Here is a 25,257-nt window from a genome sequence, read left to right on the forward strand (position 1 = left end):
GCACTCGGATGAATCTGCGTCAGCGAAGAGCCGCAAGCGCGTCGATACGCTTGGCCGCGTCCTCCATGATGTTCTCGATCAGTTCCTTGCAGCTGGGCAGATCGTTGATCATGCCGACAACCTGACCCGAGGCAAGCACGCCGGCTTCCGTATTGCCCTCGACCAGTCCGGCCTTGAGCAACATCGGTGTGTTGGCTGCCATGATGATCTGCATCAGCGTGCGGTCACCCGACCGCTTCATCGCGAGACCGTCCTTGGCGAGGGTCGACCACTTCATGCCCGTCATGGCCTTGAACTTCGTGGCATTCTTGGCCGCTGCGATCAAACCGGTTGCATAGCTGGAACCTTCGAGGCTGTTGACCAGGTCGGTGTTGAGCACACGATGAGGCATGCCGTCGACCTTGCGGGAGACTGTTGTATCCGTCAGTCCGCGCTTGAGATACTCCTGCTTGACGGAATCGGGAACCGAAGAGTCGCTGGTGAGAAGGAATCGCGTTCCCATTGCGACACCGGCAGCGCCGTACGCCAATGCGGCAGCCAGCCCGCGGCCGTCGAAGAATCCGCCACCGGCGATGACCGGAATATCGACCGCGTCGAGAACCGAGGGGAGAAGCAATGTCGTGGCCACACCGCCGGTATGGCCACCACCTTCGCCGCCCTGGACGATGACGGCGTCCGCGCCCCAGGATGCAACCTTGACCGCGTGCTTCGCGGCACCGATCGAGGGTACGACGACGATGCCGTGGTCCTTGAGCTTGGCGATCAGTTCCTTCTTGGGAGCCAACGCAAACGACGCGACCTTGACGCCTTCACGGATCAGCAGATCCGCGCGTTGCGGGGCGTCAGTGGCGTCGGCACGCATGTTGACGCCGAACGGCTTGTCCGTGAGCTGCTTCGTCTTCTTGATCGCGTGCTCGAGCTCGTCGTACGTCATCGTGGCCGAAGCCAGGATGCCGAGACCACCGGCGTTAGCCGTTGCCGACGTGAGGGCGGGACCGGAAACCCAGCCCATACCCGTCTGCACGATCGGGTACTCGACACCGACCAGTTCGGTCAGCGCGGTCTTCAGGGTGGGGGTCATGCCGAGACCTCACGGTCCCGGAGGTTGCGCGGATCGAGGGTTTCGCGGATGAGGTGAAGTTCTTCGGCGGTGGGGTCACGGGTGATACCGGCCTCGGCGAGTCCGGCAACCTCGAACGAGGTGTTCTCGGCTACCTCTTCGGCGGTGACGCCGGGGTGAAGGCTCAACGCGCGGAAGGTGTTTCCCGGTCCGCCGAAGTCGAAGACACCGAGGTTGGTGACGACGCGGGGGATGTTCAGGTACTTGTAAGCCGGGTTCTCGGGATCGATCTGGTCGTAGCCGACACCGCACACCACGTCGACCTTGTCGACGAACACTCGCTTGGAGTGCTTGGGGACGAAGTAGCTCGTCGCGTGGTTGATGGTGTTACCCGGGGCGCCGCGCACACCGAACATCTGACGCGTCGGCTGCTGAAGCGGGCCGAAGGCGGAGAGGTTCTGGTTGCCGTGGCGATCGAGCTGATTGGCGCCCATGACAACGTGGCGACGGCCGGAAGCGACGACGTCGAACACCTTGCGGAACGGCATCCATCCTTCGACGGGGCCCTTCGTTCCGACGGCCGGAGTGTCCTCGAGAATGAGGGCTTCACCATCGGTGATCAGCAGGTCGGGTTCGGTGGTGAGTCGAGCCAGGCGAGCGCCGATGGTGGACGACGTCGACATCGGGCTGGCCATGATTTCGCCTGCACCGGAGAAGATTTCAGCGCAAGCGAGAACAACGTACTCTGCGCGGGTGACGGTGGATTCGCTCATTTTGCCTGCTCCCCTGCCTTTGATGAATCGGCAAACTTCTTTACTGCGGCTTGGTAGTCCTCTTCGCTGCCGGAGAGGAAGGTGTCGACGAACGCCTGCCACGACTCGGGGGTCTTGGCGGACTCGGCGTAGTGACGCTGGAACTTCTCGTCGCGGCCGTAGCTTTCGCCGGCCAACGTGAAGTGCGCACCATTGGGTGCCTCGACGACGGCGTCGACCATCATGCGGTTGAGCAGAAGGTTCTGCAGTGGAACGGATTTGACCAGTTCCTCGGTCTCGACGATGCGTTCGACGGAGACGTAACGCTTTTCGGCCGCCATGCAGTACAGGTCGTCGAAGTACGGGTCGACGCCGTTGTACGCGGCGTTGCCGTGCTTGTCACCGAGATTGAGATGAACGAACGACGCATCGAGGTTGAGCGCAGGCATCGCGATCAAGGTCTCGGAGCGGCCGTCGGCCTCGGGGTACGGGGAGGTGACGGTCTTGAGTTCGTCGCCCCAGAAGTTCCGGACATCCGAACCCAGGCCGGCGCGGATCGGGAGGAAGGGAAGGCGAGCGGCAGCTGCTTCGAGGCCACACTTGACCATGCCCTCGTCCATCTCGCGGACTTCGATCTCACCGGCGGTGCGTGCCTTGGCAAACCACGGGTCGTAGAACGGCGCGGAGTCGAGGGACACGAAACCGTAGTACGCCTTCTTGACCTTGCCGGCCGAGCACAGCAGTCCGAGATCCGGTCCGCCGTAGGTGACCACGGTCAGGTCCTTGATGTCCGAACGCAGAATCGCACGCACGAAGGCCATCGGCTTGCGGCGAGATCCCCAGCCGCCCAAGCCGATCGTCATTCCGCTGCGGAGTTCGCCGACTACCTCGTCGAGCGACTTCGTCTTGTCACGCTTGCTAGCCATGTTTGTCTCAGCCTTCCTTCTGGGTTGCGTTCTCGCGCGGCTTGCCGGTGGCGACGAACTCGTCGCGGTGTTCGTCGGACACGCCGAGGAGGTTGAGTTCGAAGGTGTAGCCCTGCTCGAGGCGGTAGCTGCCCTTGACGTCCACCGGGTCGATGCCGTTGATGGCTTCCTTGGCGCACCGGATGATGCGGGTGTCCTTGGCGGCGATCTTCGCGGCGATCTCGCGAGCGCACTCGTCGAGCTTCTCGCGCGGGACCACGTCGTAGACGCTGCCGAACTGCTTGAGTGTGTGCGCGTCGACGCTCTGTGCGGTGTAGTAGAGCGTGCGCATCATGTGCTGTGGCACCAGCCTCGAGAGGTGTGTGGCAGCGCCGAGTGCGCCGCGGTCGACCTCGGGGAGGGAGAAGATCGCGTCGTCGGAAGCGACGATCACGTCCGCGTTGCCGACGAGTCCGATGCCGCCGCCGACACAGAATCCGTTGACGGCCACTACGACGGGTACAGCACAGTCGTAGACGGCAGCGAAGGCCGCGGCGCAACCGCGGTTGGCGGCGACCAGCGCGTCGAATCCCTCGGTGGCCTGCATCTCCTTGATGTCGACGCCGGCGTTGAATCCGCGTCCCTCGGCTCGCAGGATCACTACGTGAGTGTTGAGATCCTTGCCCGCGTCGAGGATGGCGTCGGCAAGCTCGAACCATCCCTTGGACGGGATTGCATTGACCGGCGCGTAGTCGATGGTGACCGTGGTGATGCCGGTTCCGTCGGAGGAGGTGCTGATGCCCATATCGGGATTCCTTACGTCTGTGTACCAAACCAAGCGATTGCTTGGTAAGTTAGCACACAAGCGGAGCCGACAAGCCCGAGCAGAGTGCATTAGGAGACAAATATGAGTGGATTGGTCGACGGACGCGTAGTCATCATCACCGGGGCTGGCCGCGGTATCGGACGTGCGCATGCATTGGCATTTGCTGCCGAGGGCGCCAAGGTCGTCGTCAACGACATCGGTGCGGGTGCCGACGGTTCCGCGACCGGTGAGAGTCCGGCCGAGCAGGTTGTCGCGGAGATCATCGCCGCCGGTGGCCAAGCAGTGGTCAACGGAGACGACGTCGCCGACTGGGCGGGCGCCGAGAATCTGATCAAGACCGCGATCGACACCTTCGGTGGCCTGGACGTACTCGTGAACAACGCAGGCTTCCTGCGGGACCGCATGCTGGTCGGTATGAGCGAGGGCGAGTGGGACGCGGTGATCCGCGTGCACCTCAAGGGGCACTTCGCGCCGCTCCGTCACGCAGCTGCCTACTGGCGCGCCGAGGCCAAGGCAGGCAAGACCGTCGACGCACGCATCATCAACACCAGTTCGGGTGCAGGACTGCAGGGTTCGATCGGCCAGGGCAACTACGCCGCGGCCAAGGCCGGCATCGCCGAGATGACCATCCAGGCCGCCGCCGAGCTCAAGAATTACGGAGTCAGTGTCAACGCGATCGCGCCTGCTGCGCGCACACGCATGACTGTCGGCGCGGGCGGGGCGATGGCAGAAGCGATGGCAGCTCCGGAAGAGGGCTTCGACGCCATGGCTCCCGAGAACATCTCGCCGCTGGTCGTCTGGCTCGGTAGCGCCGAGTCCAAGGACGTCACGGGCAGGGTGTTCGAGGTAGAGGGCGGAAAGATCACCGTCGCGGAGGGCTGGCGTCACGGCCCGAGCGAGGACAAGGGAGATCGCTGGGACCCGAAGGAGATCGGGCCCGTCGTGGCAACGCTGTTGGAGAAGGCGGAGATTCCGACGCCGGTGTACGGGGCGTAGGGCCTCCGGCCCCGTGAGTGGTTAAGGAGTGCAGGGACTCCTCAACCACTCACAGGCGGCGTGCCGCCTACGCGGGCGCCCGAACCACCAACACGGTGCCGGGGAACTCAGCTGCGAGTTCGCGCCGCGAATGCTTCACGCAGGCGGTGCCGTAGCCTTTCTTGCGAGATTCCGGCGCGATCCAGATCGCCACGTTCACCTCTTGGCCGTCGAGTTCGCCGAATACCAGGCCGACGCTCTTCGGGCCGTCGCCGGAAACGTCCTCGGCGACGAACCAGGCAGCGCTCTCGTCGTCGATCCGACCGAGACCGCCGACGCGCTCGGCTTCGATCCGATCCTCGCTCCACGGCTTGCCGTCTTCGCCGAGCTGCTCGGCCGAGCGAATCGTGAACAGTGCCTTGTCGTCTGCGCTGTCGCTGAACGGACGCAGGGTGAAGTTCTGCCCGCTGCTCGCGGGACGATCGAGCGTCGTCCATTCGAGAGTGGCGTCGAGATTCTCCAGCTCGCCCTGGATGCGATCGCGCGCTGCCTTGGTCAGTGCGCTGAACTTGAGGCTCAGAACTGCTTCGGCATTTGCTTCCGACGTGCCGAGGAGTTCCGCGACGGTGGTCAGTGCCTCCTGGTGGTCCTTGCTGTCGACCACTGCGTCCAGCACCTCGTGGCGACGCTCCAGCGCACGCACGAGGGCTGAGGTGATCTCGCGTCGGTCCAGGATTTGATCTTGAATATGCGTCGTCATATATGCGACTCCTTGCTGTGTTCGAGGCTCTGTCGAAACGCCGTGCGGACCGTACGAGTCAATAGTGCTCCAACTCGCCGGTTATGGCACGCGTTCAGCCTCCGGTGCGGCGAACGAGCCGTTCGTAGCGCTGGCGGGCGGCTTGAGTGCTTCCGAGTCCCAGCCCGAAAGCGATGTCCTGCCAGGTCATGCCCCGTTCGCGGGCAATCCCGAGGAACAGTGCTTCCAGCTGTTCCATTTCGGCTCGGGCCTTGGGGATCAGAGTCAACGCAGCCATGACGTCGGCATCGTCGACCTCGGGTTCGTTCGGCTCAGGTATGTCGGTTCCGCCCGCAAGACGAGCCACGACGCGCACCGCGCCGTAGGGCTCGAGCATCTCCGGATGAGATTGCCGCGCGCGCTGGCTTGGGGTCGCGCCGTGGCGCTCGCTGATTCGAAAGAGTCCGGCGTACTCGCGATGTGCGCGTTCGCGGCCGGAATCGATCGGTCTGAACTGGTCATCGGTCATGAACCCAGGGTGGCACGAACCCGGGTCAATGTAAACGTTTTGTTGTAAACAGTTCGTTTAACTCTTCAGTGGCTCGCACACGATGACGGGAATGACCCGGTCGGTCCAGGCCTGATAGTTGTCGAAATCCGGATACATCGCCCTCAACATCGGCCACAGCCGAGCGCGCTCGTCCTCGGCCGCGACGCGGGCTTTCATCGAGCGGATCCGAGACTTGATCTGCACCGTCACCACCGGGTCTGCCTTGATGTTGAGGTACCACATCGGGTTCTTCGGAAGACCGCCTTGCGACGCCACCAGAATCACGTTCTCGCCGTCCTCGAGGAATAGCAGCGGGCTGATCCGCTCCTCGCCGGATTTGCGACCGGTGGTGGTCAGCAGGCAGATCGGCAGCCCGCGAGGGAACGCGCTGCCGACCCGCCACTTGCTACCCAGCCGCCCGTCGGTGGCGCGATACATCGCGACGTTCGCCTTCGACATCCACTTGATGATCTTGACCGTCGCCGGAGCGTCGAGTCCCTTGGGTTTGGCTGGGGGAGTAGTCATCTCAGATACGCTCGATGATGGTTCCGGTGGCCAGTGCGCCGCCGGCGCACATCGTGATCAGAGCCGTCGAGCCGTTGCGACGCTCGAGTTCGTGCAGTGCGGTGGTGATCAGGCGAGATCCCGTGCTGCCGACCGGATGGCCGAGAGCGAGCGCGCCGCCGTTGACATTGACGTTGTCGAAGTCAGGTTCGTGAACCTGAGCCCAGGACAGTGCGACGGATGCGAATGCTTCGTTGATCTCGAACAGATCGAGGTCGCCGATCTTCATTCCGCTCTTCTCCAGGACACGGCTGGTTGCCTGCACCGGTCCGTCGAGGTGGAACTCCGGTTCCGAGCCGACCAGCGCCTGGGCGATGATGCGGGCGCGCGGCTTCAATCCGAGCGCGCGAGCCTTGTCCTCGTCCATGAGCAGGACTGCGGCCGCGCCGTCGGAGATCTGGGAAGACGTTCCGGCCGTGTGAATCCCGCCTTCGAGGACGGGCTTCAGTCGGGCAAGGGACTCCGCCGTCGTATCGCGCAGGCCCTGATCGCGATTGACGACCTTGGTCTCGCCCGTGAGGTTTCCTTCCTTGTCGACCTGGGGTGCCGAGAGTTCGAGAACCTCGCGGTCGAAACGTCCTTCCTCCCAAGCCTGCTTGGCCAGCGCCTGCGAGCGGACGCCGAGGGCTTCGACGTCGTCGCGGGTCAGTCCGCGTCGACGCGCGATGCGTTCTGCAGCTTCGAATTGGTTGGGCATGTCGATGTCCCACGTCGCGGGTCGGCGCGGTCCGGCCTGATCGCCGACGTTGGCGCCGAGGGGAACCTGGCTCATGGCTTCGATGCCGCAGGCGATACCGGCGTCGATGGCGCCGGTGGCGATCAGACCGGCGATCAGATGGTTCGCCTGCTGGGCCGAACCGCACTGGCAGTCCACGGTGGTTGCGCCGGTCTGCCACGGAAGTCCGGCGTGCAGCCAGGCCGTGCGCGTGATGTTGTTGGACTGAGCGCCGGCCTGGGTGACGCAGCCGCCGATCACCTGCTCGATCAGCAACGGGTCGATTCCCGACCGGTCGAGAACTCCCTTTTGTGCAGCTCCGAGGATCTCGGCGGCGTGCAGACCGGCGAGCCAACCTCCGCGCTTGCCGATCGGTGTACGGACAGCCTCGACGATTACTGGTGTGCCCACAGCGGGCTCCTTTCCTTGTAATGAAAAAGTAGAACAGGTTCTCTGCGGGAAGCAAGACCTGCCGACGTTTCCTTTCCTAGTAAGCAGGCTTGTGTTTCAATGAGAGTAGAACGTGTTACACATCACGGATCCCCATCACCCCTGTGATGAAAAGGCTTAGGGCAGGAGACATCAGTGGCACAGCCCGCATTCCCCGAGGGAATCGACTTCACGGACCCCGACATCTACGCGGAACGCATGCCGTTCGAGGAGTTCGCCGAACTCCGGAAGACGGCCCCCGTGTGGTGGAATCCGCAGCCCCCGGAAATCGGTGGATTCCAGGACGAGGGCTTCTGGGTGGTCACCCGTCATGAAGAGGTCAAGGAAGTTTCGCAGCGAAGCGACATCTTCTCGACCCACGAGAACACTGCGATTCCTCGCTTCGCCGACGACATCCCGCGTGAGAACGTCGAGATGCAGCGATTCATTCTCATCAACAAGGACGCTCCGGAGCACACCAAGCTGCGCAAGCTGGTATCTCGTGGATTCACCCCGCGCGCCATCAACAGCCTGCGCGAGGAACTGACCGAGCGTGCCGAAAAGATCGTCACGACCGCGGCTGCCGGCGGTGCCGGTGACTTCGTGGTTCAGGTCGCGTCCGAACTTCCGCTGCAGGCAATCGCCGAGCTTCTCGGTGTGCCGCAGGAAGATCGAATGAAGCTCTTCGACTGGTCCAACCAGATGACGTCGTACGACGATCCCGAGTTCGACATCGACCCGCAGGCAGCCTCGATGGAGATTCTGGGATACGCGTACCAGATGGCGGATCAGCGCAAGAAGTGTCCCGCCGATGACATCGTCACCAAGCTCATCGAAGCTGACATCGACGGAAATGAGCTCTCCCCAGAGGAATTCGGCTTCTTCGTGATCCTGCTTGCGGTCGCGGGTAACGAGACCACTCGCAATGCCATCACACACGGCATGGTTGCCTTCCTCGACAATCCCGACCAGTGGGAGCTGTACAAGAAGGAACGCCCCAAGACGGCGGCCGACGAGATCGTTCGTTGGGCGACCCCGGTGACTTCCTTCCAGCGCACCGCGCTCGAAGACACCGAACTCGGCGGACAGAAGATCAAGAAGGGCGATCGCGTCGTGATGATGTACGCGTCGGCCAACTTCGACGAGGACGTCTTCGAGAACCCGACGAAGTTCGACATCATGCGTGACCCCAATCCGCACCTCGGATTCGGCGGCACCGGTGCGCACTACTGCATCGGCGCCAACTTGGCCCGTCTGGAAATCGATCTGATCTTCAATGCGATCGCCGATCACCTACCCGACATCACCAGGCTCGGGGATCCCCGACGCCTTCGCTCGGGCTGGCTCAACGGCATCAAAGAGTTTCAGGTTGATTACAAGACATCGGGCTGCCCGGTCAAACACTGATCCGGACATATACTGACCTGGTAACCGGCGAGTAGGTTCTGTGTAAGTTTTCGGGAGTTGCCTCTGCACTCTCGAACACGCAGAACTACAGTAGACGTTCCGGGGAGCCACTTGTTGGCAACCTGGAACTGCGGCGGCGTCTGCGGGATCCCTCATCTCCCGTAGGCGCCGCCGTTTGTAGTTCAATCTCCAATTCAGCCGCCGTACGGTTTGGTGATGGCTTCCAGGAAATGTCCCGACGGGTCGAGGAAGTAGACCCCACGCCCACCGTCGTTGGTGTTGAAGCCGGTACTCGACTGGCGCGGATCGGCCCAGTGATCCAGTTTCAGCGCCTGTATCCGCTGGTAGATGCCGTCGAAGTCATCCTCGGAGACGAGGAAAGCATAGTGCTGAGACGCAACCTCGGCGCCTTCTTCCACCTGTGCGAAGTCCAACGTCACGCCGTGCTCGAGTTCAACGCCGAGAAAGTAGCCGGCTTCGACCGGGCCTGGAAGGCCGAACATGTGAGTGAAGAACCACGCAGACTCTTGTCGGTCTTTTGCGGCGATGATGGTGTGATTGAACGAAATGGTCATGAGTGACCCCTTGCGGTACGACGCCTCCATGCCTGACGCAGTCCGTCATCGACACGCGACGTTGGGAACCAGGAAACCATTTCGAGCTTCTCGGTGCAAGTACGACGGGCTGATTCGAATACGACGAGCGCGACCCCGGTCGATGACCGGGGCCGCGCTCGTACTGTGGGTTCTCAGGCTTTGCGTGCCGTCTTCATTGCACGGTCCACTTCCCAGAATGCTCGAAGCGACGCGATCTTGCCGTCGTCGTTCACCCGGTAGACGAACACGCCCTCGGCGTCGATGATCGAGCCGCCGATGGTGGTTCGGATCTTGCCGATGTTGACGTTCTCGTTGCCGCACACCAGGGAATCGTCGATCAGAAATTCGAGCTTGTCCGCGTTCGCGATCGTCATGTCGTAGAACTTGGAGATCGCTTCGCGCCCGTGATGGCCTTTGCCTTCGGGATCGAAGCCCGAAGGCCCGACCGGATCTTCCACCCAACCGTCCTCGGCGAAGAGGTCCAGCCAGGCTTCCTTGTTCTTGCCACTCGCTGCGGCGCGCGAAGCGTTACCCGCGACGCGGGCGGGGTGTTCGTCGGTCATCGCGGCTCCTCAGTTGATGTACTGCTCGGCGAATTTGCGCATCGAATCCTGCTTTGCCTCCAGTGGGGCATCGAATCCGATTCCGTCGAAAACCCAAGGCACGGTAATGATGTCCGTGACGCCGGCATCTTCGAGCTCTGCGTAACCGTCCTTGCCGAAACGGTCGATGCACACCGTCTGGATTTCGAACGGCTCGTTCTCGCGGCCGTACTCGGCGCGCAGTTCGCGTAGTCGTGCGATCACACCCACCAGGTCGTCGAACTTGATCATCGCCGAGGTCCAACCGTCGCCGACTCGCGCAGCACGCTTGAGTGCGACCTCGGTGTGGCCGCCGACGTAGAACGGAACCGGCTTGGTGGGGGCCGGGCTCATCTGCAGGCGATCGAAATCGAAGAACTCACCGTGATACTCGACCATGCCGCCGCCGAGGATCAGTTTGAGGACGTCGATCATCTCGTCCACACGTGCGCCCCGACGCTTGTACGGAGCGCCGCACCACTCGAACTCTTCCGGAGCCCAACCCATTCCGACGCCGAAGCCGAAACGGTTGTTCGTCAATGCCGCCACCGAACCGACCTGCCGCGCGAGCAGGACGGGATTGCGGCTACCCAGCTTGAGCACCTGGGTGTAGAACTCGATCTTCTCGGTCACCGCGCCCATTGCAGCCGCGGCGATGAGCGGATCGACCCAGGGGGTCTCGGCATTCCACATCCGAGACCCGTCCGGGGTGTACGGGTAATCCGCCGCCTGTGTTTCCATGAAGAACAGTGAATCGGGGAGAGCGATCGACGAGAAGCCGCATTCCTCGGCAGTTTTGGCGATACCGGCTAACTGGTCCAAGGGGTTCATGGCAACCCCGACGGTGTACTTCATCTTCGGCCTCTTCCTGATCGGCGTGTGTGCTGCTGCTTACGTGGTGGGACGTTCGGAGCCGACGACCCACATCGAGAAGTACTGCGAGCCACCGCCGTAGGCATGGCCGAGAGCCTTGCGCGCGTCGGCTACCTGGTGATCGCCGGCGCGGTGCATGACCTGCATCGCCGACTCGGCAAATCGGATCATGCCCGAGGCGCCGATCGGGTTGGAGGAGAGAACACCGCCCGAGGCATTGACCGGGAGCTTGCCGCCGATCGCGGTTTCACCTGCCTCGGTCAGCTTCCAGCCCTGGCCTTCCTCCGCGAAGCCGAGGTTCTCGAGCCACATCGGCTCGAACCACGAGAACGGGACATAGATTTCGGCGCAGTCGATCTCGTTCAGCGGATCGGTGATTCCCGCTGACTTCCACAGTGCTGCTGCAGCGTCACGGCCGGCTTGCGGATTGACCTGATCGCGTCCGGCATAGAAGGTCGGCTCGGTGCGCATGGCCGTCGCGTGGATCCACGCGACCGAACGACCCTCGGCCTCGACCTGTGCGGCCGCTTCCTCGTTGCCGATCACCAGAGCGCACGCGCCGTCAGAGGACGGGCAGGTCTCGTCGTATCGGATCGGATCCCAGAGCATCTGAGATGCCTGTACCGATTCGAGAGTGATGTCCGGCTGCCGCAAGTGCGCATACGGATTGAGGCTGCCGTTGAGCCGATCCTTCACCGCGACGAGGTAGCCGATGTGCTCCGGTGCGCCCGATCGACGAATGTACGAACGGACGTGCGGGGCGAAGTATCCACCGGCACCGGCGCCGACGGGCATGTTGAACGGAACCGGTACGGACAGCGCCCACATGGCGTTCGACTCGGACTGCTTCTCCCAGGAAACCGTCAGAACCCGCTTGTGGACACCGGATTTGACCAGGCTGGAGGCGACGATAGCCGTCGAACCGCCCACCGAGCCGGCAGTGTGAACACGCAGCAACGGCTTTCCGTTGGCGCCCAGAGCATCCGACATGGCGAGTTCGGGCATCATCGAACCCTCGAACAAGTCGGGGGCCTTTCCGATGACGACGGCGTCGATGTCGTCCCAGCCGACGTTGGCGTCGAGCATCGCGGCGTCGATGGCTTCACGAACCAAGCCCGCCATCGAGACATCGTGACGCTTTGCGACGTAGTGAGTTTGGCCGGTGCCGAGCACGGCCGCGAGTTGAGGCGTTCCGGCCATCAGTTCCGTCCCTCCAAGACTGCTACCAGGTTCTGCTGCAGCACAGGGCCGCTTGTTGCATGGGCCAGAGCGCGATTCGCCTGGCCGTCGAAGATTGCCTTGGCGGCGTGGCCGATTCGTTCCAGACCACCGGCGAACAGTGGGTTGCCGCTGAGCGGACCGCCGGACGGATTGATCGTGGTGGCGTCGGTCAGGCCGATCGCTTCCTTCAAGATCAATTCCTGGTGAGTGAACGGTGCGTGCAGTTCGGCGACGTCGATGTTGCCGACCTCGCCGCCCGTTGCCGCCTTGGCTGCGGACGTAGTGGACGGTGAGGTGGTCAGGTCACGTGCACCCAGGTTGGGGGAGTCGATGCGATGCTCGAGTCCGGTGATCCACGCCGGCCGCTCGCAGAGATCGCGGGCGCGGTTACCCGAGGCCAGGACGATTGCTGCCGCGCCGTCGGTGATGGGCGCACAATCGTGTGCGCGCAACGGATCTGCGAGGAAGGGGCTGGCGAGAAGGGCCTCGATGTCGACCTCGCCTGCGAGCTGAGCCTTCGGATTGCTCAGCGCGTGACGACGGCTACGAGCGGCAACCTCCGCCATGTCCTCGTGCGTCCACTTACCCGCGTCGAGTCCGAGTCGGGCTTGAAGTCCGGCGATCGAGACGGAGTCCGGCCACAGCGGAGTGACGAGGTACGGATCGAGCTGCATGGACAGGATCTTGCGCAGGTGCCCGGCGGAGGACTTGCCGAATCCGTACACCAGCGCGGTCTCGACCTCACCGGTCAAGATCTTGATCCACGCTTCGTAGAAGGCCCACGCGGCGTCCATCTCGACGTGAGATTCGTTGATCGGCGGGACCGCTCCGATGGAGTCGATGGCCGAGATGAAGGAGAACGCTCGTCCGGCCAGGTAGTCGGAAGATCCGGAGCACCAGAAGCCGATGTCTGACTTGGTGATTCCCAGATCGCTGTAGAGCTGCTGGAAGCACGGGACGAGCATCTCGACGCCGTTGGTGGTGCCGTTGGTTTCGCGGACGTGGGGTGCCTGAGCAAAGCCCACGACTGCGATGTCTGCAGAAGTCATTTCAGGAGCCTCACAGGTGGTGTTGGAAGGTGGAGTACTCGGCGTCGGGTTCACCTGTCGGCCGGAAGTATTCGATGTTCTCGAGGGTGTAACCCCACTCTTCGCGAGGCTTCCACTTGGCTTCGACGCGCATGCCCATCCGTACGTCCGCGGCATCACATTCGAGAATCAAGTGCAGGAACGGAATGTCAGCCCCGTCGAGAAGCACGTAGGCGGCCACGTAGGGCGGTTTGATTCGCTGCCCGAGGAACGGGACGTTGACGATGCAGAAGGTGGTGACAATTCCCTTGTCCGGCAGTTCGATCTGCTCGCTCGTCGGCTTCCCGTTGGTGGGATTCGCGCCGCGCGGTGGGATGTAGATCTTGTCTTCGGGTCCGCTGCGACCACCGATGAGCTTGCCTTCTGCGAGACCGCGGAGGTAGAAACTCTCCTCGGCCGAAGCGGAATGCATGAAGTGCAGATCGACAGGCGTCGTGATCATGGTGACAGGATCGGCGCTGGAATCGACTGTCGCGATTCCATTTTCGCTCTCACCTGGTTCGAAGCACTCGATGTCCTTGATCTGCCCGATCCGCTCCGACGCCCAGCGAGCACGAACCCGCAGGCCGGTGCTGATGTCGTCGGGGGAGTCGACGTCGACCGCGTGGAGCATGGACGTGTCCGCGCCGTCGAGCTTGATCAGGGCCCACGCGAAAGGCTTCGTCAGGGGTTGACCCTCGATGGGTTCGGGCATCCACGTCCAACTCACGACCGTTCCGCCGTCGGAGACTCCGACGAAGTCGGTCAGTGGCTCGGCCGTGTCCGGATCGAATTCCGGTGGCGGCACGAAGACACGACCGTTCGACCCGCGTGCGCCGATCACCTTGCGATCACGCAGGGCAGTCACGAACGCGCCGATGGTCGGTCCCGTCGATCTGGTGTAGTCGAAATGGAGATTCAATGGTGCGCTCAGGGGCTTGTCGGCCACCCCGCTCTTTCCGATGGTCACAAGATCGAGTAGAACAGGTTCTAGAGATTGTGGCAAGAGTCACTTCTGATCACCGGCAATGTGGAGGCCTGCGATGAAGCTTGGGTTGCAACTCGGATACTGGGGCGCACAGCCGCCGGCAAACGCCCCGGAACTGATCGAGGCCGCGGAAGGCGCCGGATTCGACGCGGTCTTCGCGGCGGAGTCGTGGGGCTCGGACGCTTTCACCCCGCTCGCCTGGTGGGGATCGCGCACCGAGAACGTCCGTCTCGGGACCTCCGTCGTACAGATTTCGGCGCGAACACCGACCAGCTGTGCCATGCACGCGCTCACTCTCGATCACCTCAACGGTGGGCGAACGATCCTCGGGCTCGGCGTATCCGGACCGCAGGTCGTCGAAGGTTGGTACGGCCAGCCGTTCGAGAAGCCGCTCGCGCGCACCCGCGAATACGTCTCGATCGTGCGCCAGGTCCTCGCCCGTGAAGCGCCCGTCACCAGTCCCGGTCCCCACTACCCTCTGCCGTATGCGGGACCGGGCAGTTCGGGACTTGGCAAGCCGCTCAAGCCCATTACGCACCCGCTGCGTGCGGACATCCCGATCTGGCTCGGCGCCGAAGGGCCGAAGAACGTCGCGCTCGCCGGTGAAATCGCCGACGGCTGGCTGGCGATCTACTACACCCCGCGCCTGGCCCCGATGTACAACAAGTGGCTCGACGAAGGCTTCGCTCGCGCCGGGGCCCGTCGTAGTCGCGAAGATTTCGAGGTGGCCGCCACGTGCCAGGTCATCGTGACTGACGATCGCGCCGCTGCCATCGCCGCTCTCAAGCCGATGACCGCCCTCTACGTCGGCGGAATGGGCGCCCCGGAGTTGAACTTTCACGCGCAGGTCTACAAGCGGATGGGCTACGAGAAGGAGGTCGACGAGATCGGTCGCCTCTTCATGTCGGGCCGCAAGGACGAAGCTGCTGCCGTCGTCCCCGACGAGATGGTCACCGAGACCATGATCATCGGCAACGTCGACGAGGTGCGCGCAGACGTGAAGCGTTGGGAGGAAGCCGGAGTCACGATGCTGCTGGTGACCTGCCGCGACGCCGACCATGTGCGAGAGCTCGCGGCCGCGGTGGGTGGTTGAGCGGGGCACCCCCCATTTTCGAGCGGTACCCCCCTTTTTCTTCGAGCGAACGGCACGTTCAGCGCATCTGAGGCGCTGAACGTACCTTTCGCTCGCCCAAAGTTATCCACAGGCGCACCGAAACCCCAGTTCGCCGCCGGGGCCCGCGCTGATGCTCGAGTCATGCTGCAACCATGCGGCGAGGAACGTGGGGCGATGATCTGGACGCGATTTACCGCGTCAGTCGAAGCGGAGTGATCCGAACGGCGGAGTTGGCGCGATTGGGCGTGTCCAACTCCGCAGTGCACACCCGGTGTCGGGTAGGTGGACCGTGGCAGCGCATATTGCCGGGGGTCATTCTGCTCAGAAACGGTCAACCGACGCCACGTCAACGCTCGATCGCTGCGCTCATGTTGAGCGGTGACGATTCCCTGCTGACGGGGCGATCAGCCATGTCGGAGTACGGATATCGAACGCACTCGGGGGATGTGCAGGTGCTCATCCCCATCGACCGTCGAGTTCAATCGGTTGGGTTCGTCACGGTGGAGCGCACTGTTCGACTGCCCGAGCCGGAGATTCGGAACGGTCTGCGCTGTGCTCCGCTGCCGCGAGCGTTACTCGACGCTGCGAGGCGGTACAAGGCGCTCGATCCCACACGGGCACTCATCGCTGAGGCTGTTCAGCGCGGCGATGTCTCGGTGCGCGAACTTGCGAAGGAACTCGAAGCCGGTAGCAGTCGGGGTTCCGCGCTACCTCGGGTCGTGTTGCGCGAAGTGAACGCGAACGTCCACTCGGTTCCGGAGGTTCACGCGCGAAAATTGTGGCAGCGGAGCGGGCTGCCGGAAATGTTGTTCAACCATGAGATCCGGGATGCCAACGGGGACTTCATCGCAGTTCCGGACGGATGGATCGATTCGGTTGCCTTCGCGTGGGACATCGACTCCTTGGAATGGCATGCCGCGCCGACGGACTACAAGCGCACGGTGGAGCGTCGGACGCGTATGCAGAATGCGGGAATCATCGTGTTGCCGACGGTGCCCAGTGCACTGCGAACGGACCCTGATCGCGTGATCGAGGACCTGCGTGCGCACTACAGATTGGCGCAGTCACGTCCCCGGCCGCAGGTGTTCGCGAGGTCGAGATGGGTGAAATTGGACGAAACCGGCTGAGCGAAAGTGCCTTTCGGCGCACTGAAGGCGCCGAAAGGTACGTTCGCTCGAAAAGGGGGTGGGTGGGACCGAGAGCGGACGGGAAAGGGGGCTCAGGCGGGGGTCGGTCAGACGGGGGTGGCTCAGACAGGGGTGGGTCAGACGCCCTTGAACTGGGGCGCCCGCTTCTCACCGAAGGCTCGCGGGCCCTCCTTGGCGTCGGCGCTCATGAACACCTTCATGCCCAGCTGTGCGTCGATCTGGAAGGCCTCTTCCTCATGCATGCCCTCGGTGTCGCGGATGGTCTTGAGAATCGCCTGCACGGCGAGGGGGCCGTTGGCACTGATCAGGTCCGCGAGCTCCAGCGCCTTGTCGAGGGCCTGGCCGTCCGGGACCACGTGGCCGATGAGCCCGATCTCCTTGGCCTCCGGAGCCTTGATGTGACGACCGGTGAGCAGGATGTCCGCCGCGATCGTGTACGGAATCTGTCGCACCAGACGCACTGCGGAACCGCCGAGCGGGAAGAGCCCCCACTTGGCTTCGGAGACGCCGAACTTGGCGCTCTCACCCGCGACGCGGATGTCGGTGCCCTGCAGGATTTCGGTTCCGCCGGCGATAGCTGCACCCTCGACGGCGGCGATCAGTGGCTTGGTCAACCGACGGCCCTTGAGGAGGCCTTCGATCTTGGACATGTCGACGCCACCGCCCGCGAAGGAATCTCCCGGCGGCTTGGCGGACATGTTCTTGAGGTCGGCGCCGGCGCAGAAGTCGCCGCCCGCACCGGTGAGGATGGCGACACGGATTTCGGGGTCGTTGTCGACCTGATCCCAGGCGTCGACCATGATCGCCATCATCTCGCCGGTGATGGCGTTCTTACGCTCGGGGCGATTCATGGTCACGATGAGAACGTGGCCACGCTTCTCCACGAGGCAATGCGGCGCGGTTTCCGAAATGTCTGATTTTTCGGTCGTCGAAGTGGACACTGATGGCTCCTGGCGGGTCTGTGAGCTGGCTCTCAAATTGGGTCTTGCCAGAAACGGTAACACGTTCTACTTTGAACTCGTGGCCCTTAACATCGCAGACTTCGTAGAGCACGCAATCGACCTCGTTCCGGACCGCGTTGCGCTGGTCTCGGACAACCGCGAGATGACTTATGCACAGTTGGAGGACCGAGCAAACCGCCTCGGCCACTACCTGCGTGAACATGGCGTTCAGCCGGGTGACAAGGTCGGCATCTACTGCCGGAACGTCATCGAGGCGATCGAGGCCATGGTCGCGGTTTTCAAGATCCGGGCCGTGATGGTCAACATCAACTACCGGTACGTCGAGAACGAGTTGCAGTACATCTTCGACAACTCCGACATGGTTGCGCTCATTCACGAGCGCCGCTACTCGGACAAGGTCGCGAACGTCCTGCCGAACACTCCCAAGGTCAAGTCCGTCATCGTGGTCGAGGACGGCACCGATCTGGACTTCAGTGCTTTCGGCATCGGCTACGAGGACGCACTCGCGCAGAGTTCGGGTGAGCGTGATTTCGAAGAGCGCAGCAACGACGACATCTTCATGCTCTACACCGGCGGCACCACCGGAAGTCCCAAGGGCGTCATGTGGCGTCACGAGGACTGGTGGCGTGTTCTCGGCGGAGGCATCAACTTCGTCACCGGAGTTCCGGTCGAGGACGAGTACGAGATGGCGAAGGTCGGCGCCGCCAACCCGAGCATGATCCGCTACCCGATCCCCCCGATGATTCACGGCGGTTCGCAGTCGGCGGTATTCCACAGCCTCTTCGGCGGCGGAACCTGTTTGATGCACCCGGAATTCGACGCCCACGAGGTGTGGCAGAACATCGACAAGCACAAGGTCAACCTGATCTTCATCACGGGTGACGCGATGGGCCGTCCGATGCTCGACGCACTCATCGCCGGAAACCCGGAGACCGGTGAGCCGTACGATCTTTCGACGCTCTACGTGATGGCCAGCAGTGCTGCACTCTTCTCTCCGAGTATCCAGGAGCAGTTCCTCGAACTGTTGCCCAACCGCCTGCTGACGGACTCCATCGGAGCATCCGAGACCGGCTTCGGCGGACTGGCCGTGCTGAGCAAGGGGCAGAAGCACACTGGCGGTCCGACGGTCAAGATCGACGCCTCCACAACGGTTCTCGACGACGACGGCAACGAGGTCGAACCCGGATCGGGCAAGCGCGGCATGCTCGCTCGCAAGGGCAACATCCCGCTCGGCTACTACAAGGACGAGGTCAAGACCGCCGAAACCTTCCGCACCATCAACGGCGTTCGCTACTCGATCCCCGGCGACTATGCGCAGGTCGAAGCCGACGGCACGGTCACGATGCTCGGCCGCGGTTCGGTGTCGATCAACAGCGGCGGCGAGAAGGTGTACCCGGAAGAGGTCGAAGGCGCTTTGAAGGCGCACCCGGACATCTTCGACGTCCTGGTGGTCGGTATCCCCGACGAGCGCTTCGGTCAGCGCGTTGCCGCAGTGGTCCAGGTACGCGAAGGCACGTCGCCGACGCTGCACGACATCGCCACCGCAGCACGCAAAGAGATTGCCGGATACAAGGTTCCGCGCAGCGTGTGGTTCGTGGACCAGATCAAGCGCAACCCGGCAGGCAAGCCCGACTACCGCTGGGCGAAGGCCGAAACGGAATCGCGCGAGGCCGATGATCACAACGGAAACGGCGCTCCTGTGGCGTCCGCAAACGAAAGCGTGGAAGCCTGATGCGTTCGGATCTCGCCGACAAGTTCGGCATCGAATACCCGATTTTCGGATTCACTCCTTCCGAGCACGTCGCGGCCGCGATCAGCCGCGCGGGAGGTCTGGGCGTGCTCGGTTGCGTCCGGTTCAACGACCCGGAAGAGCTCGAAGCCGCACTGACGTGGATGGACGAGAACACCGACGGTAAGCCGTACGGCGTCGACATCGTCATGCCGGCCAAGGTGCCGACCGAGGGCGGCGCCGTCGATCTCGACAAGCTGATTCCGGAGGAGCACCGCGCCTTCGTCAACCGCACGCTCGACGAGCTCGGTGTGCCGCCGCTTTCCGACGACGTCGAGCATGCGACCGGCGTACTGGGATGGCTTCACTCGGTGGCGCGGTCACACGTCGATGTTGCTCTGGGACACCGGATTGCGTTGATTGCGAATGCACTGGGATCACCGCCGAAGGACGTCATCGATCAGGCACACGAGAAGGGCGTACCGGTAGCAGCGCTGGCCGGCGCCGTCGAGCATGCACGTCGTCACGTCGAGAACGGTGTCGACATCGTGATCGCGCAGGGCTACGAGGCCGGCGGTCACACCGGCGAAATCGCATCGATGGTTCTCGTTCCGGAAATCGTTGATGCACTGGGTGATTCAGCTGCCGTACTGGCTGCCGGCGGTATAGGTAGCGGCCGTCAGGTGGCTGCCGCACTTGCACTCGGTGCGTCCGGAGTGTGGATGGGCTCGTACTGGCTCACCACGTCCGAATACAAACTCGGCAGTGCATCGGGCGAGGGCCCGTCCGCTATTCAGCGTGCACTGTTGGGCGCGACGTCGGCCGACACCGTTCGTTCGCGCATCTACTCGGGTAAGCCCGCTCGGTTGCTCAAGACCAAGTGGACGGAAGCCTGGTCGAACCCGGGAGCACCGGCGCCATTGCCGATGCCGCTGCAGAACCTTCTGGTCAGCGACGCTCATCAGAGAATCGCTGCATCGGAGAACCCGGAAGTTGTGGCAATGCCCGTCGGTCAGATCGTGGGACGGATGAACGAGATCCGCCCGGTCGCCGAGGTCATGGCAGAGCTGGTGTCCGGGTTCGAAGACGCGCGAACCCGACTGGATTCGATGAAGTAGTAGATGACACGTGCGTGTGCCCTCGGCCGAGTTTCGGCCGAGGGCACACGTCGTTTCAGCCGGCGAGGTCGTCCGGTCCGACGGTGTCCGACAACCATTCTCCGCGACTGAGGGCGCCGTCGTCGCGGCGGCGTGCGATCACGAAAATGACCAGGGCGGCAGCGAGGACAACTGCGAGAACGCGCGAAGGCGTCAGGTTCGGGTTCTTCATACCCGTAATTTTGCCGGAAGAACGGGCGCGATGGTGAGCCAGCGGAGCAAAATCACGTGTTTCGAAATTACTGCGCTTCCGACGCATGGAGACTGGCGATCCGCTCGCGCAGGCCACCGAAGTGCACATCGAGAGTGTGCGCCGCCTCGACTGCATCACCCGTACGGATCGCGTCGAGAATCGCACGGTGCTTCGACGCGATGTCGATCAGTGGCGTATCCGAATGCCCGATGGCCTGCTGGATCTCGCTGTACACCTGCCAGAAGACGTCCATCAATTGAGCGAGGACCTGGTTGTCCAGCGGGGAGTACAGGCGGGAGTGGAAGGTCGCGTCGATGTCGGAGAAGTTCTTCCCGGCTGCGGCACGGACCTCCATGCCGGTGACGAGTTCGTCGAGGTCGGCGTGGTCGGCCGACGTCATCTCGGCCATCGCCGCACCGATCAGTCCGGTCTCGAGTGCCTGACGAATGTCGACCAGTTCCATCGCCTCGTGCCCGGTGCCCTGCAAGGACAACCGGCCACGGAAGGTCAGGCCGTCGGCGAGAGCGTCGAAGTTGCTAGGGGCGACGAACATTCCGAAGCCGTGACGGATCTCGACGACACCCAAGGCCTGCAGAACCTTGAGCGCCTCCCGGAGCGTGTTTCGGCCGATACCCAATTCCTCGGACAGTTCGGCCTCGGTGGGCATCGGGTCGCCGGGGGAGAGCCTGCGTTCGAGGATCAAGTTCATGATGTCCGTCTGAAGTGCGCGCATGCGGTTTTGCGCGCTGAAACGAGCGCCCTGTGTGCCACTCCGGACAGACATCGATTCCCCTTTTCTGATACGAACGTCCTTCATCCTATGTCCGGTCATCCGCTCCATTGGTCAACCCACGTCAACGGTGCGTTGCAGGAGGCTGGGCGCCGCACCCAGCAGTTTGGCCGTGTACGCATCCGACGGGTTGTCGAATACTTCCTGGGCCGTTCCCTGCTCGACGATCCGCCCGGCGTTCATGACGACGATGGTGTCGGAGACGTACCGCACCGTCTGTATGTCGTGCGAGATGAACACCATGCCGAGCCCCAACCGAGCCTTGATGTCGCTGAGCAGATTCAGGATCTGCGCTCGCACCGAGACGTCGAGCGCCGACGTCGGCTCGTCGGCCACGATGACGTCAGGTTCGAGCGCGAGTGCACGCGCGATCGCGACACGTTGCCGCTGACCGCCGGAGATCTGGCTCGGGATGACTTCGAGCGCAGATTGGGGGAGTCCGACCAAACCGACCAGCTCGCGAACTCGGGCGGTCCGGCTCGCGCGGTTGCCGATGCCGTGGACGTCGAGTGGATCGGTGAGGATGTCGGCCACCGTCATTCGGGGATTGAGCGCGGTAGCCGGATCCTGGAAGACGATCGAAATCGCCCGGCCGAACTCCTTGCGCACGCCGGCCGACCGGGTCAGAGCGCTTCGGCCGCGAAAGACCACGTCGCCCGACGTCGGTTTCTGCAGTCCGACCATGACTTTGGCCAGAGTGGACTTGCCACAACCCGACTCGCCCACGATGCCGATCGTCGTCCCTCGTCGTACGTCGATACTGACATCGTTGACCGCGTGAACCGTGCCGGGTTTGAACAGTGATCCCGAACGGGTCTTGTGGACGACGTGAATGTTCTTCAGTTCCAGGATGGGTGCTTCAGCTGTAGTCATCGCACGCTCTCCAATTCCGATTCTGTACGTACGGGAGTCGCGGACTGGTTGGCGAACCAATGCTCGGTCCCGTCGACCCGGACCATCTCCGGCTTACGGAGGGGGTCGGAGTCCGGGCGAGTGGAACGCTCGGCGAAACGGTCACCCGCCGCGAAGTTTCCGGGCGAGGGAACAGTTCCCTGAATCTGATGCAGTCGCGGCGCTTCGTCCTCGATAGAGAGAACGGCACCGAGAAGGCCCTGGGTGTATTCGTGGCGGGGATCGACGAGCAGATCACTCGTGGGCGCCGACTCGACGACCTGACCGGCGTACATCACCGTGATCTTGTGGGCCAGGGAGGCTACGAGTGCCAGGTCGTGGCTGACGAAGACCATTGCAAATCCCAGCTTTTCCCGAAGATCGTTGAGCAAGTCCACGACCTGGGCCTGGACGGTGACGTCGAGAGCGGTGGTGGGCTCGTCCGCGACGATCAACCGCGGACTGCGGGTGAGCGACATGGCGATCAGAACGCGCTGACGCTGACCACCGGAAAGCTCGTGTGGGTAGCTGGAGAGAGTGCGCACCGGATCGAGTCCGACGAGTTCGAGCAGTTCCTCGGCTGTGCGGGTACCGCCGCGCTTGGTGAGCTGCTTGAACTGCGCGCGGATCAGCATCGCCGGATTCAGTGAACTCAGCGCGTCCTGGTAGATCATGGCCATGTCGTGCCCGCGCAGCTTGTTTCGCTCTCGGTTGTTCAGCTCGAGGACGTTGACTCCGTCGAACAGGATCTCGCCGGTCACCACTGCCGTCTTGGGTAGCAGACCCATGATCGCCAGCGACGTGAGCGATTTTCCGCAACCGGACTCGCCGACGAGCGCCATCGTCTCGTTCGGACGGACGGTGAAGCTCACGTTGTCGACGATCGCGGTGTCTCCGTAGCGTTCCGGGAACCGGATCGTGAGATTGCGGACCTCGAGGAGTGGTGCGGCATCGCCCTCGTACACAAGACGATCGGACCGAGATCGCTCGGTTTCCGCCAGGATCTTCAGGTGAGTTTCGAGAGGAGTCGGCTCGGCGGCCGGTTTCAGGACATCTTTCACGACGCTCGGGTCGGCGAAGTCGTCGATCAACTCCGGAGTGTTGGCGACCGATGCGGCTTCGTCCTCCAGAATGAGTTCGTTGGAGGTCTCCTCCGCTGCGGCGGTCTGCGCTGCTTGGAGTGCGGAGGGCGTCTTCTTGGTCTTCTTCAGACTCGGATCGGCCATCGCGTCCGTCAGGCCCTCGGCGAGCACGTTGAGGGATAGCACCGTCAGAAGAATCAGCAGACCGGGGAACACCGTTGCCCACCAACCACCGAGAAGGACCATGTTCTTGCCGTCGGCGATCACCGATCCCCACGACGGATCCGGGGGACGGACACCTGCTCCGATGAACGACAGGCTGGCCTCGAGCACGATGGCGTCGGCGACCATGACAGTGCAGAAGACGAGAACGGGCGCAGCACAGTTGGCTACGACGTGCTTGACGACGATGTGTGAAGTTCTTGCGCCGATGACCTTTTCGGCCGCGACGTAGTCCTCACCGTACTGAGCGAGAACGTTCGCGCGAACGACGCGAGCCACCATCGGTGTGTAGAGGAACGCGATAGTGACGATCAGAACCGGGATCGAACCACCGAAGGCCGCGACGAGTACGGCAGCGAGCGCAATGCCCGGGAACGCCATGACCACGTCGAGCACACGCATGATGGTCTCGTCGACGCCTTTTCGGCTCGTTGCGGCCACCGATCCGATGAGAGCGCCGGCGCACAGTGCGAGGAAGGTGGAACCGAGACCGATGGTCAGCGACCAGCGTCCGCCGTAGAGCAAGCGGCTGAACAGATCTCGACCGAGACTGTCCTGACCGAACCAGTGGTCGGCGCTGGGGCCCGCGGTACCCACCGCCTGTTCGAGCGGGGTGTACTGCGTGATCAGCGGCGCGAAGAGGCAGGCGAGCACGATGATCGCGAGAACCGCCATCGACAGCCAGGCCGAGAGGGGGAAGCGAGAAAAGGTGATGCCGGGTCGCGAAAGCTTCTCGGTGAGTTTTCTTCTCATCATGCTGCGCTCCGAAGTCGTGGATTGACGAGCAGGTAGAGGATGTCGACGGCGAGGTTGACGACGACGAAGCCGACCGCGATGACGATGACAACTCCCTGAACGACTGCGGGGTCACCGTTGGTGACGCCGTTGATCATGAGCTGACCCATGCCGGGCAGGCCGAAGATCTGCTCGATGACCACAGCGCCACCGAGGAGGTAACCGACACGGAGGCCCAGGACGGTGAGCGGGTTGATCAGCGCGTTACGCAACACATTCCGTCCGATCACCACGTGATAGGGCAGGCCGCTGCCGATCGCGGTCCGGACGTAGTCCTTGTCCAACTCCTCGACCATCGACGTGCGGATGATGCGCGTGAGTTGTGCTGCGACGGGCAGTGACAGGGACAGCGCCGGGAGCGCCATGTACCAGAGCCAGTCGCTGACGGAGTCGCTCGGATTGACGTAGCCACCGGTAGGGAACCATCCGAGTTGGACAGCAAGGTACTGAATCATCAGCAGTGCCAACCAGAATGACGGTGCCGCCACACCGCCGAGGGAGATCACTCGGATGACCTGATCCGGCCAACGATCGCGGAACAGTGCGCTGGTGACGCCGAAGATCAGCGAGAGCACGATGGCGATCACCAGTCCGAGAACCGTGAGCTGAATGGTCAGTGGCAGAGCGGTGGAGATCGAATCCAACACCGGGGTACCGGAAATCAGACTGTCACCCATGTTGCCGCTGACCAGATCGGTCACGAAGTGAACGTATTGCAGCGGAAGCGGATCGAGCAGTCCGTTCTCTTCCTTGAACTGCTGCAACTGTTCCGCAGTCGGGTTGCCACCGTTGAACGCCGCGGTTGCGGGATCGGTGGGCGCGAACTGCATCACGATGAAGACGAACGCGATGATGCCGAGGATCAGGGGGATCAGTATCAGTAATCGCCTGATCAGCATGGGGAGGACTCTTGCCATCGGGGGATC

Annotated in this window: 26 protein-coding genes; 6 read left to right on the plus strand and 20 right to left on the minus strand. The window is 63.0% G+C overall.

What is annotated here, in order from left to right; all coding sequences use genetic code 11:
* Positions 1–19 precede the first annotated feature (19 nt).
* From QM609_RS09445 to echA20, 4 genes are read right to left on the minus strand one after another with little or no spacing between them, the layout of a single operon-like run.
* Positions 20–1,081 carry an NAD(P)H-dependent flavin oxidoreductase gene (locus tag QM609_RS09445; protein ID WP_019746967.1) on the minus strand — a complete coding sequence of 354 codons (1,062 nt, stop codon included), beginning with the start codon at positions 1,079–1,081 and terminating at the stop codon, positions 20–22.
* Positions 1,078–1,833, minus strand: a complete 756-nt coding sequence (locus QM609_RS09450; RefSeq protein WP_003945796.1) for a CoA-transferase subunit beta — start codon at positions 1,831–1,833, stop codon at positions 1,078–1,080. The genes QM609_RS09445 and QM609_RS09450 overlap by 4 nt, the downstream gene beginning before the upstream one ends.
* Positions 1,830–2,738, minus strand: coding sequence for a cholesterol ring-cleaving hydrolase subunit IpdA (gene ipdA, locus QM609_RS09455; RefSeq protein ID WP_003945662.1), 909 nt, complete (start codon positions 2,736–2,738; stop codon positions 1,830–1,832). The genes QM609_RS09450 and ipdA overlap by 4 nt, the downstream gene beginning before the upstream one ends.
* A gap of 7 nt (positions 2,739–2,745) precedes the next feature.
* On the minus strand, positions 2,746–3,522 hold the full coding sequence (gene echA20, locus QM609_RS09460; RefSeq protein ID WP_003945611.1) for a (7aS)-7a-methyl-1,5-dioxo-2,3,5,6,7,7a-hexahydro-1H-indene-carboxyl-CoA hydrolase: 777 nt from the start codon (positions 3,520–3,522) through the stop codon (positions 2,746–2,748).
* Positions 3,523–3,624: 102 nt separating this feature from the next.
* Between echA20 and QM609_RS09465 the strand changes: the two genes are divergently transcribed.
* Positions 3,625–4,539 (plus strand): SDR family oxidoreductase, encoded by a 915-nt coding sequence (locus QM609_RS09465; protein ID WP_003945561.1) that lies wholly within the window; start codon positions 3,625–3,627, stop codon positions 4,537–4,539.
* A 67-nt stretch (positions 4,540–4,606) separates the two neighbouring features.
* Here the strand turns inward: QM609_RS09465 and QM609_RS09470 are convergent, their stop codons facing one another.
* From QM609_RS09470 to QM609_RS09485, 4 genes are all read right to left on the minus strand, one after another.
* Positions 4,607–5,278, minus strand: coding sequence for a GNAT family N-acetyltransferase (locus tag QM609_RS09470; protein ID WP_050655744.1), 672 nt, complete (start codon positions 5,276–5,278; stop codon positions 4,607–4,609).
* 94 nt (positions 5,279–5,372) lie between these two features.
* Positions 5,373–5,786 (minus strand): hypothetical protein, encoded by a 414-nt coding sequence (locus tag QM609_RS09475; protein WP_042449485.1) that lies wholly within the window; start codon positions 5,784–5,786, stop codon positions 5,373–5,375.
* A 57-nt stretch (positions 5,787–5,843) separates the two neighbouring features.
* Positions 5,844–6,332, minus strand: coding sequence for a nitroreductase family deazaflavin-dependent oxidoreductase (locus QM609_RS09480; protein WP_050655745.1), 489 nt, complete (start codon positions 6,330–6,332; stop codon positions 5,844–5,846).
* Between the two features lies 1 nt (position 6,333).
* Positions 6,334–7,497 carry a steroid 3-ketoacyl-CoA thiolase gene (locus QM609_RS09485; protein ID WP_003945509.1) on the minus strand — a complete coding sequence of 388 codons (1,164 nt, stop codon included), beginning with the start codon at positions 7,495–7,497 and terminating at the stop codon, positions 6,334–6,336.
* Between the two features lie 174 nt (positions 7,498–7,671).
* Here QM609_RS09485 and QM609_RS09490 point away from each other — a divergent pair, with 174 nt between their 5' ends.
* Positions 7,672–8,922, plus strand: coding sequence for a cytochrome P450 (locus QM609_RS09490; protein WP_007734267.1), 1,251 nt, complete (start codon positions 7,672–7,674; stop codon positions 8,920–8,922).
* Positions 8,923–9,116: 194 nt separating this feature from the next.
* On the opposite strand, the gene QM609_RS09495 is transcribed toward QM609_RS09490, so the two are convergent.
* The 6 genes from QM609_RS09495 to QM609_RS09520 form a co-directional block, all read right to left on the minus strand.
* On the minus strand, positions 9,117–9,497 hold the full coding sequence (locus tag QM609_RS09495; RefSeq protein WP_020906296.1) for a VOC family protein: 381 nt from the start codon (positions 9,495–9,497) through the stop codon (positions 9,117–9,119).
* Between the two features lie 173 nt (positions 9,498–9,670).
* Positions 9,671–10,081 (minus strand): nuclear transport factor 2 family protein, encoded by a 411-nt coding sequence (locus QM609_RS09500; RefSeq protein WP_007734269.1) that lies wholly within the window; start codon positions 10,079–10,081, stop codon positions 9,671–9,673.
* Between the two features lie 9 nt (positions 10,082–10,090).
* Positions 10,091–10,954, minus strand: coding sequence for a TIGR03619 family F420-dependent LLM class oxidoreductase (locus tag QM609_RS09505; RefSeq protein ID WP_283337272.1), 864 nt, complete (start codon positions 10,952–10,954; stop codon positions 10,091–10,093).
* 36 nt (positions 10,955–10,990) lie between these two features.
* Positions 10,991–12,172, minus strand: coding sequence for a thiolase family protein (locus tag QM609_RS09510; RefSeq protein ID WP_007734272.1), 1,182 nt, complete (start codon positions 12,170–12,172; stop codon positions 10,991–10,993).
* On the minus strand, positions 12,172–13,242 hold the full coding sequence (locus QM609_RS09515) for a thiolase family protein (protein WP_007734273.1): 1,071 nt from the start codon (positions 13,240–13,242) through the stop codon (positions 12,172–12,174). Before QM609_RS09515 ends, QM609_RS09510 begins: the two co-directional genes overlap by 1 nt.
* 10 nt (positions 13,243–13,252) lie before the next feature.
* The gene (locus tag QM609_RS09520) at positions 13,253–14,230 is read right to left on the minus strand and encodes a Zn-ribbon domain-containing OB-fold protein (protein WP_019746979.1); all 978 of its coding nucleotides are present in this window, start codon (positions 14,228–14,230) and stop codon (positions 13,253–13,255) included.
* A gap of 73 nt (positions 14,231–14,303) precedes the next feature.
* Between QM609_RS09520 and QM609_RS09525 the strand changes: the two genes are divergently transcribed.
* Both QM609_RS09525 and QM609_RS09530 read left to right on the plus strand, forming a co-directional pair.
* Positions 14,304–15,341 (plus strand): LLM class F420-dependent oxidoreductase, encoded by a 1,038-nt coding sequence (locus tag QM609_RS09525; RefSeq protein ID WP_019746980.1) that lies wholly within the window; start codon positions 14,304–14,306, stop codon positions 15,339–15,341.
* 173 nt (positions 15,342–15,514) lie between these two features.
* Complete coding sequence (locus tag QM609_RS09530) at positions 15,515–16,489, plus strand: hypothetical protein (protein WP_042920440.1); 975 nt, start codon at positions 15,515–15,517, stop codon at positions 16,487–16,489.
* A 137-nt stretch (positions 16,490–16,626) separates the two neighbouring features.
* Here QM609_RS09530 and QM609_RS09535 read toward each other — a convergent pair whose 3' ends face one another.
* Positions 16,627–17,451 carry a crotonase/enoyl-CoA hydratase family protein gene (locus QM609_RS09535; RefSeq protein WP_007734275.1) on the minus strand — a complete coding sequence of 275 codons (825 nt, stop codon included), beginning with the start codon at positions 17,449–17,451 and terminating at the stop codon, positions 16,627–16,629.
* Positions 17,452–17,530: 79 nt separating this feature from the next.
* Between QM609_RS09535 and QM609_RS09540 the strand changes: the two genes are divergently transcribed.
* Entirely contained in the window at positions 17,531–19,204 is a 1,674-nt protein-coding gene (locus QM609_RS09540) for an acyl-CoA synthetase (protein ID WP_039973409.1), read from the plus strand.
* Complete coding sequence (locus tag QM609_RS09545; RefSeq protein WP_003945863.1) at positions 19,204–20,319, plus strand: NAD(P)H-dependent flavin oxidoreductase; 1,116 nt, start codon at positions 19,204–19,206, stop codon at positions 20,317–20,319. The genes QM609_RS09540 and QM609_RS09545 overlap by 1 nt, the downstream gene beginning before the upstream one ends.
* 55 nt (positions 20,320–20,374) lie before the next feature.
* Here the strand turns inward: QM609_RS09545 and QM609_RS09550 are convergent, their stop codons facing one another.
* The 5 genes from QM609_RS09550 to QM609_RS09570 form a co-directional block, all read right to left on the minus strand.
* Entirely contained in the window at positions 20,375–20,530 is a 156-nt protein-coding gene (locus QM609_RS09550; RefSeq protein WP_003945810.1) for a hypothetical protein, read from the minus strand.
* Between the two features lie 67 nt (positions 20,531–20,597).
* Entirely contained in the window at positions 20,598–21,335 is a 738-nt protein-coding gene (locus QM609_RS09555; protein ID WP_007734278.1) for a FadR/GntR family transcriptional regulator, read from the minus strand.
* Positions 21,336–21,395: 60 nt separating this feature from the next.
* Positions 21,396–22,214, minus strand: coding sequence for an ABC transporter ATP-binding protein (locus QM609_RS09560; protein WP_042449495.1), 819 nt, complete (start codon positions 22,212–22,214; stop codon positions 21,396–21,398).
* A complete protein-coding gene (locus tag QM609_RS09565) occupies positions 22,211–24,289 on the minus strand; it encodes a dipeptide/oligopeptide/nickel ABC transporter permease/ATP-binding protein (RefSeq protein ID WP_054188075.1) in 2,079 nt (692 codons plus the stop codon). Before QM609_RS09565 ends, QM609_RS09560 begins: the two co-directional genes overlap by 4 nt.
* Positions 24,289–25,248, minus strand: coding sequence for an ABC transporter permease (locus QM609_RS09570; RefSeq protein ID WP_003945671.1), 960 nt, complete (start codon positions 25,246–25,248; stop codon positions 24,289–24,291). The genes QM609_RS09565 and QM609_RS09570 overlap by 1 nt, the downstream gene beginning before the upstream one ends.
* Positions 25,249–25,257 lie beyond the last annotated feature (9 nt).

It is taken from the genome of Rhodococcus sp. IEGM 1302 (assembly GCF_030056935.1).
Taxonomy (GTDB): Bacteria; Actinomycetota; Actinomycetes; order Mycobacteriales; family Mycobacteriaceae; genus Rhodococcus_F; species Rhodococcus_F qingshengii.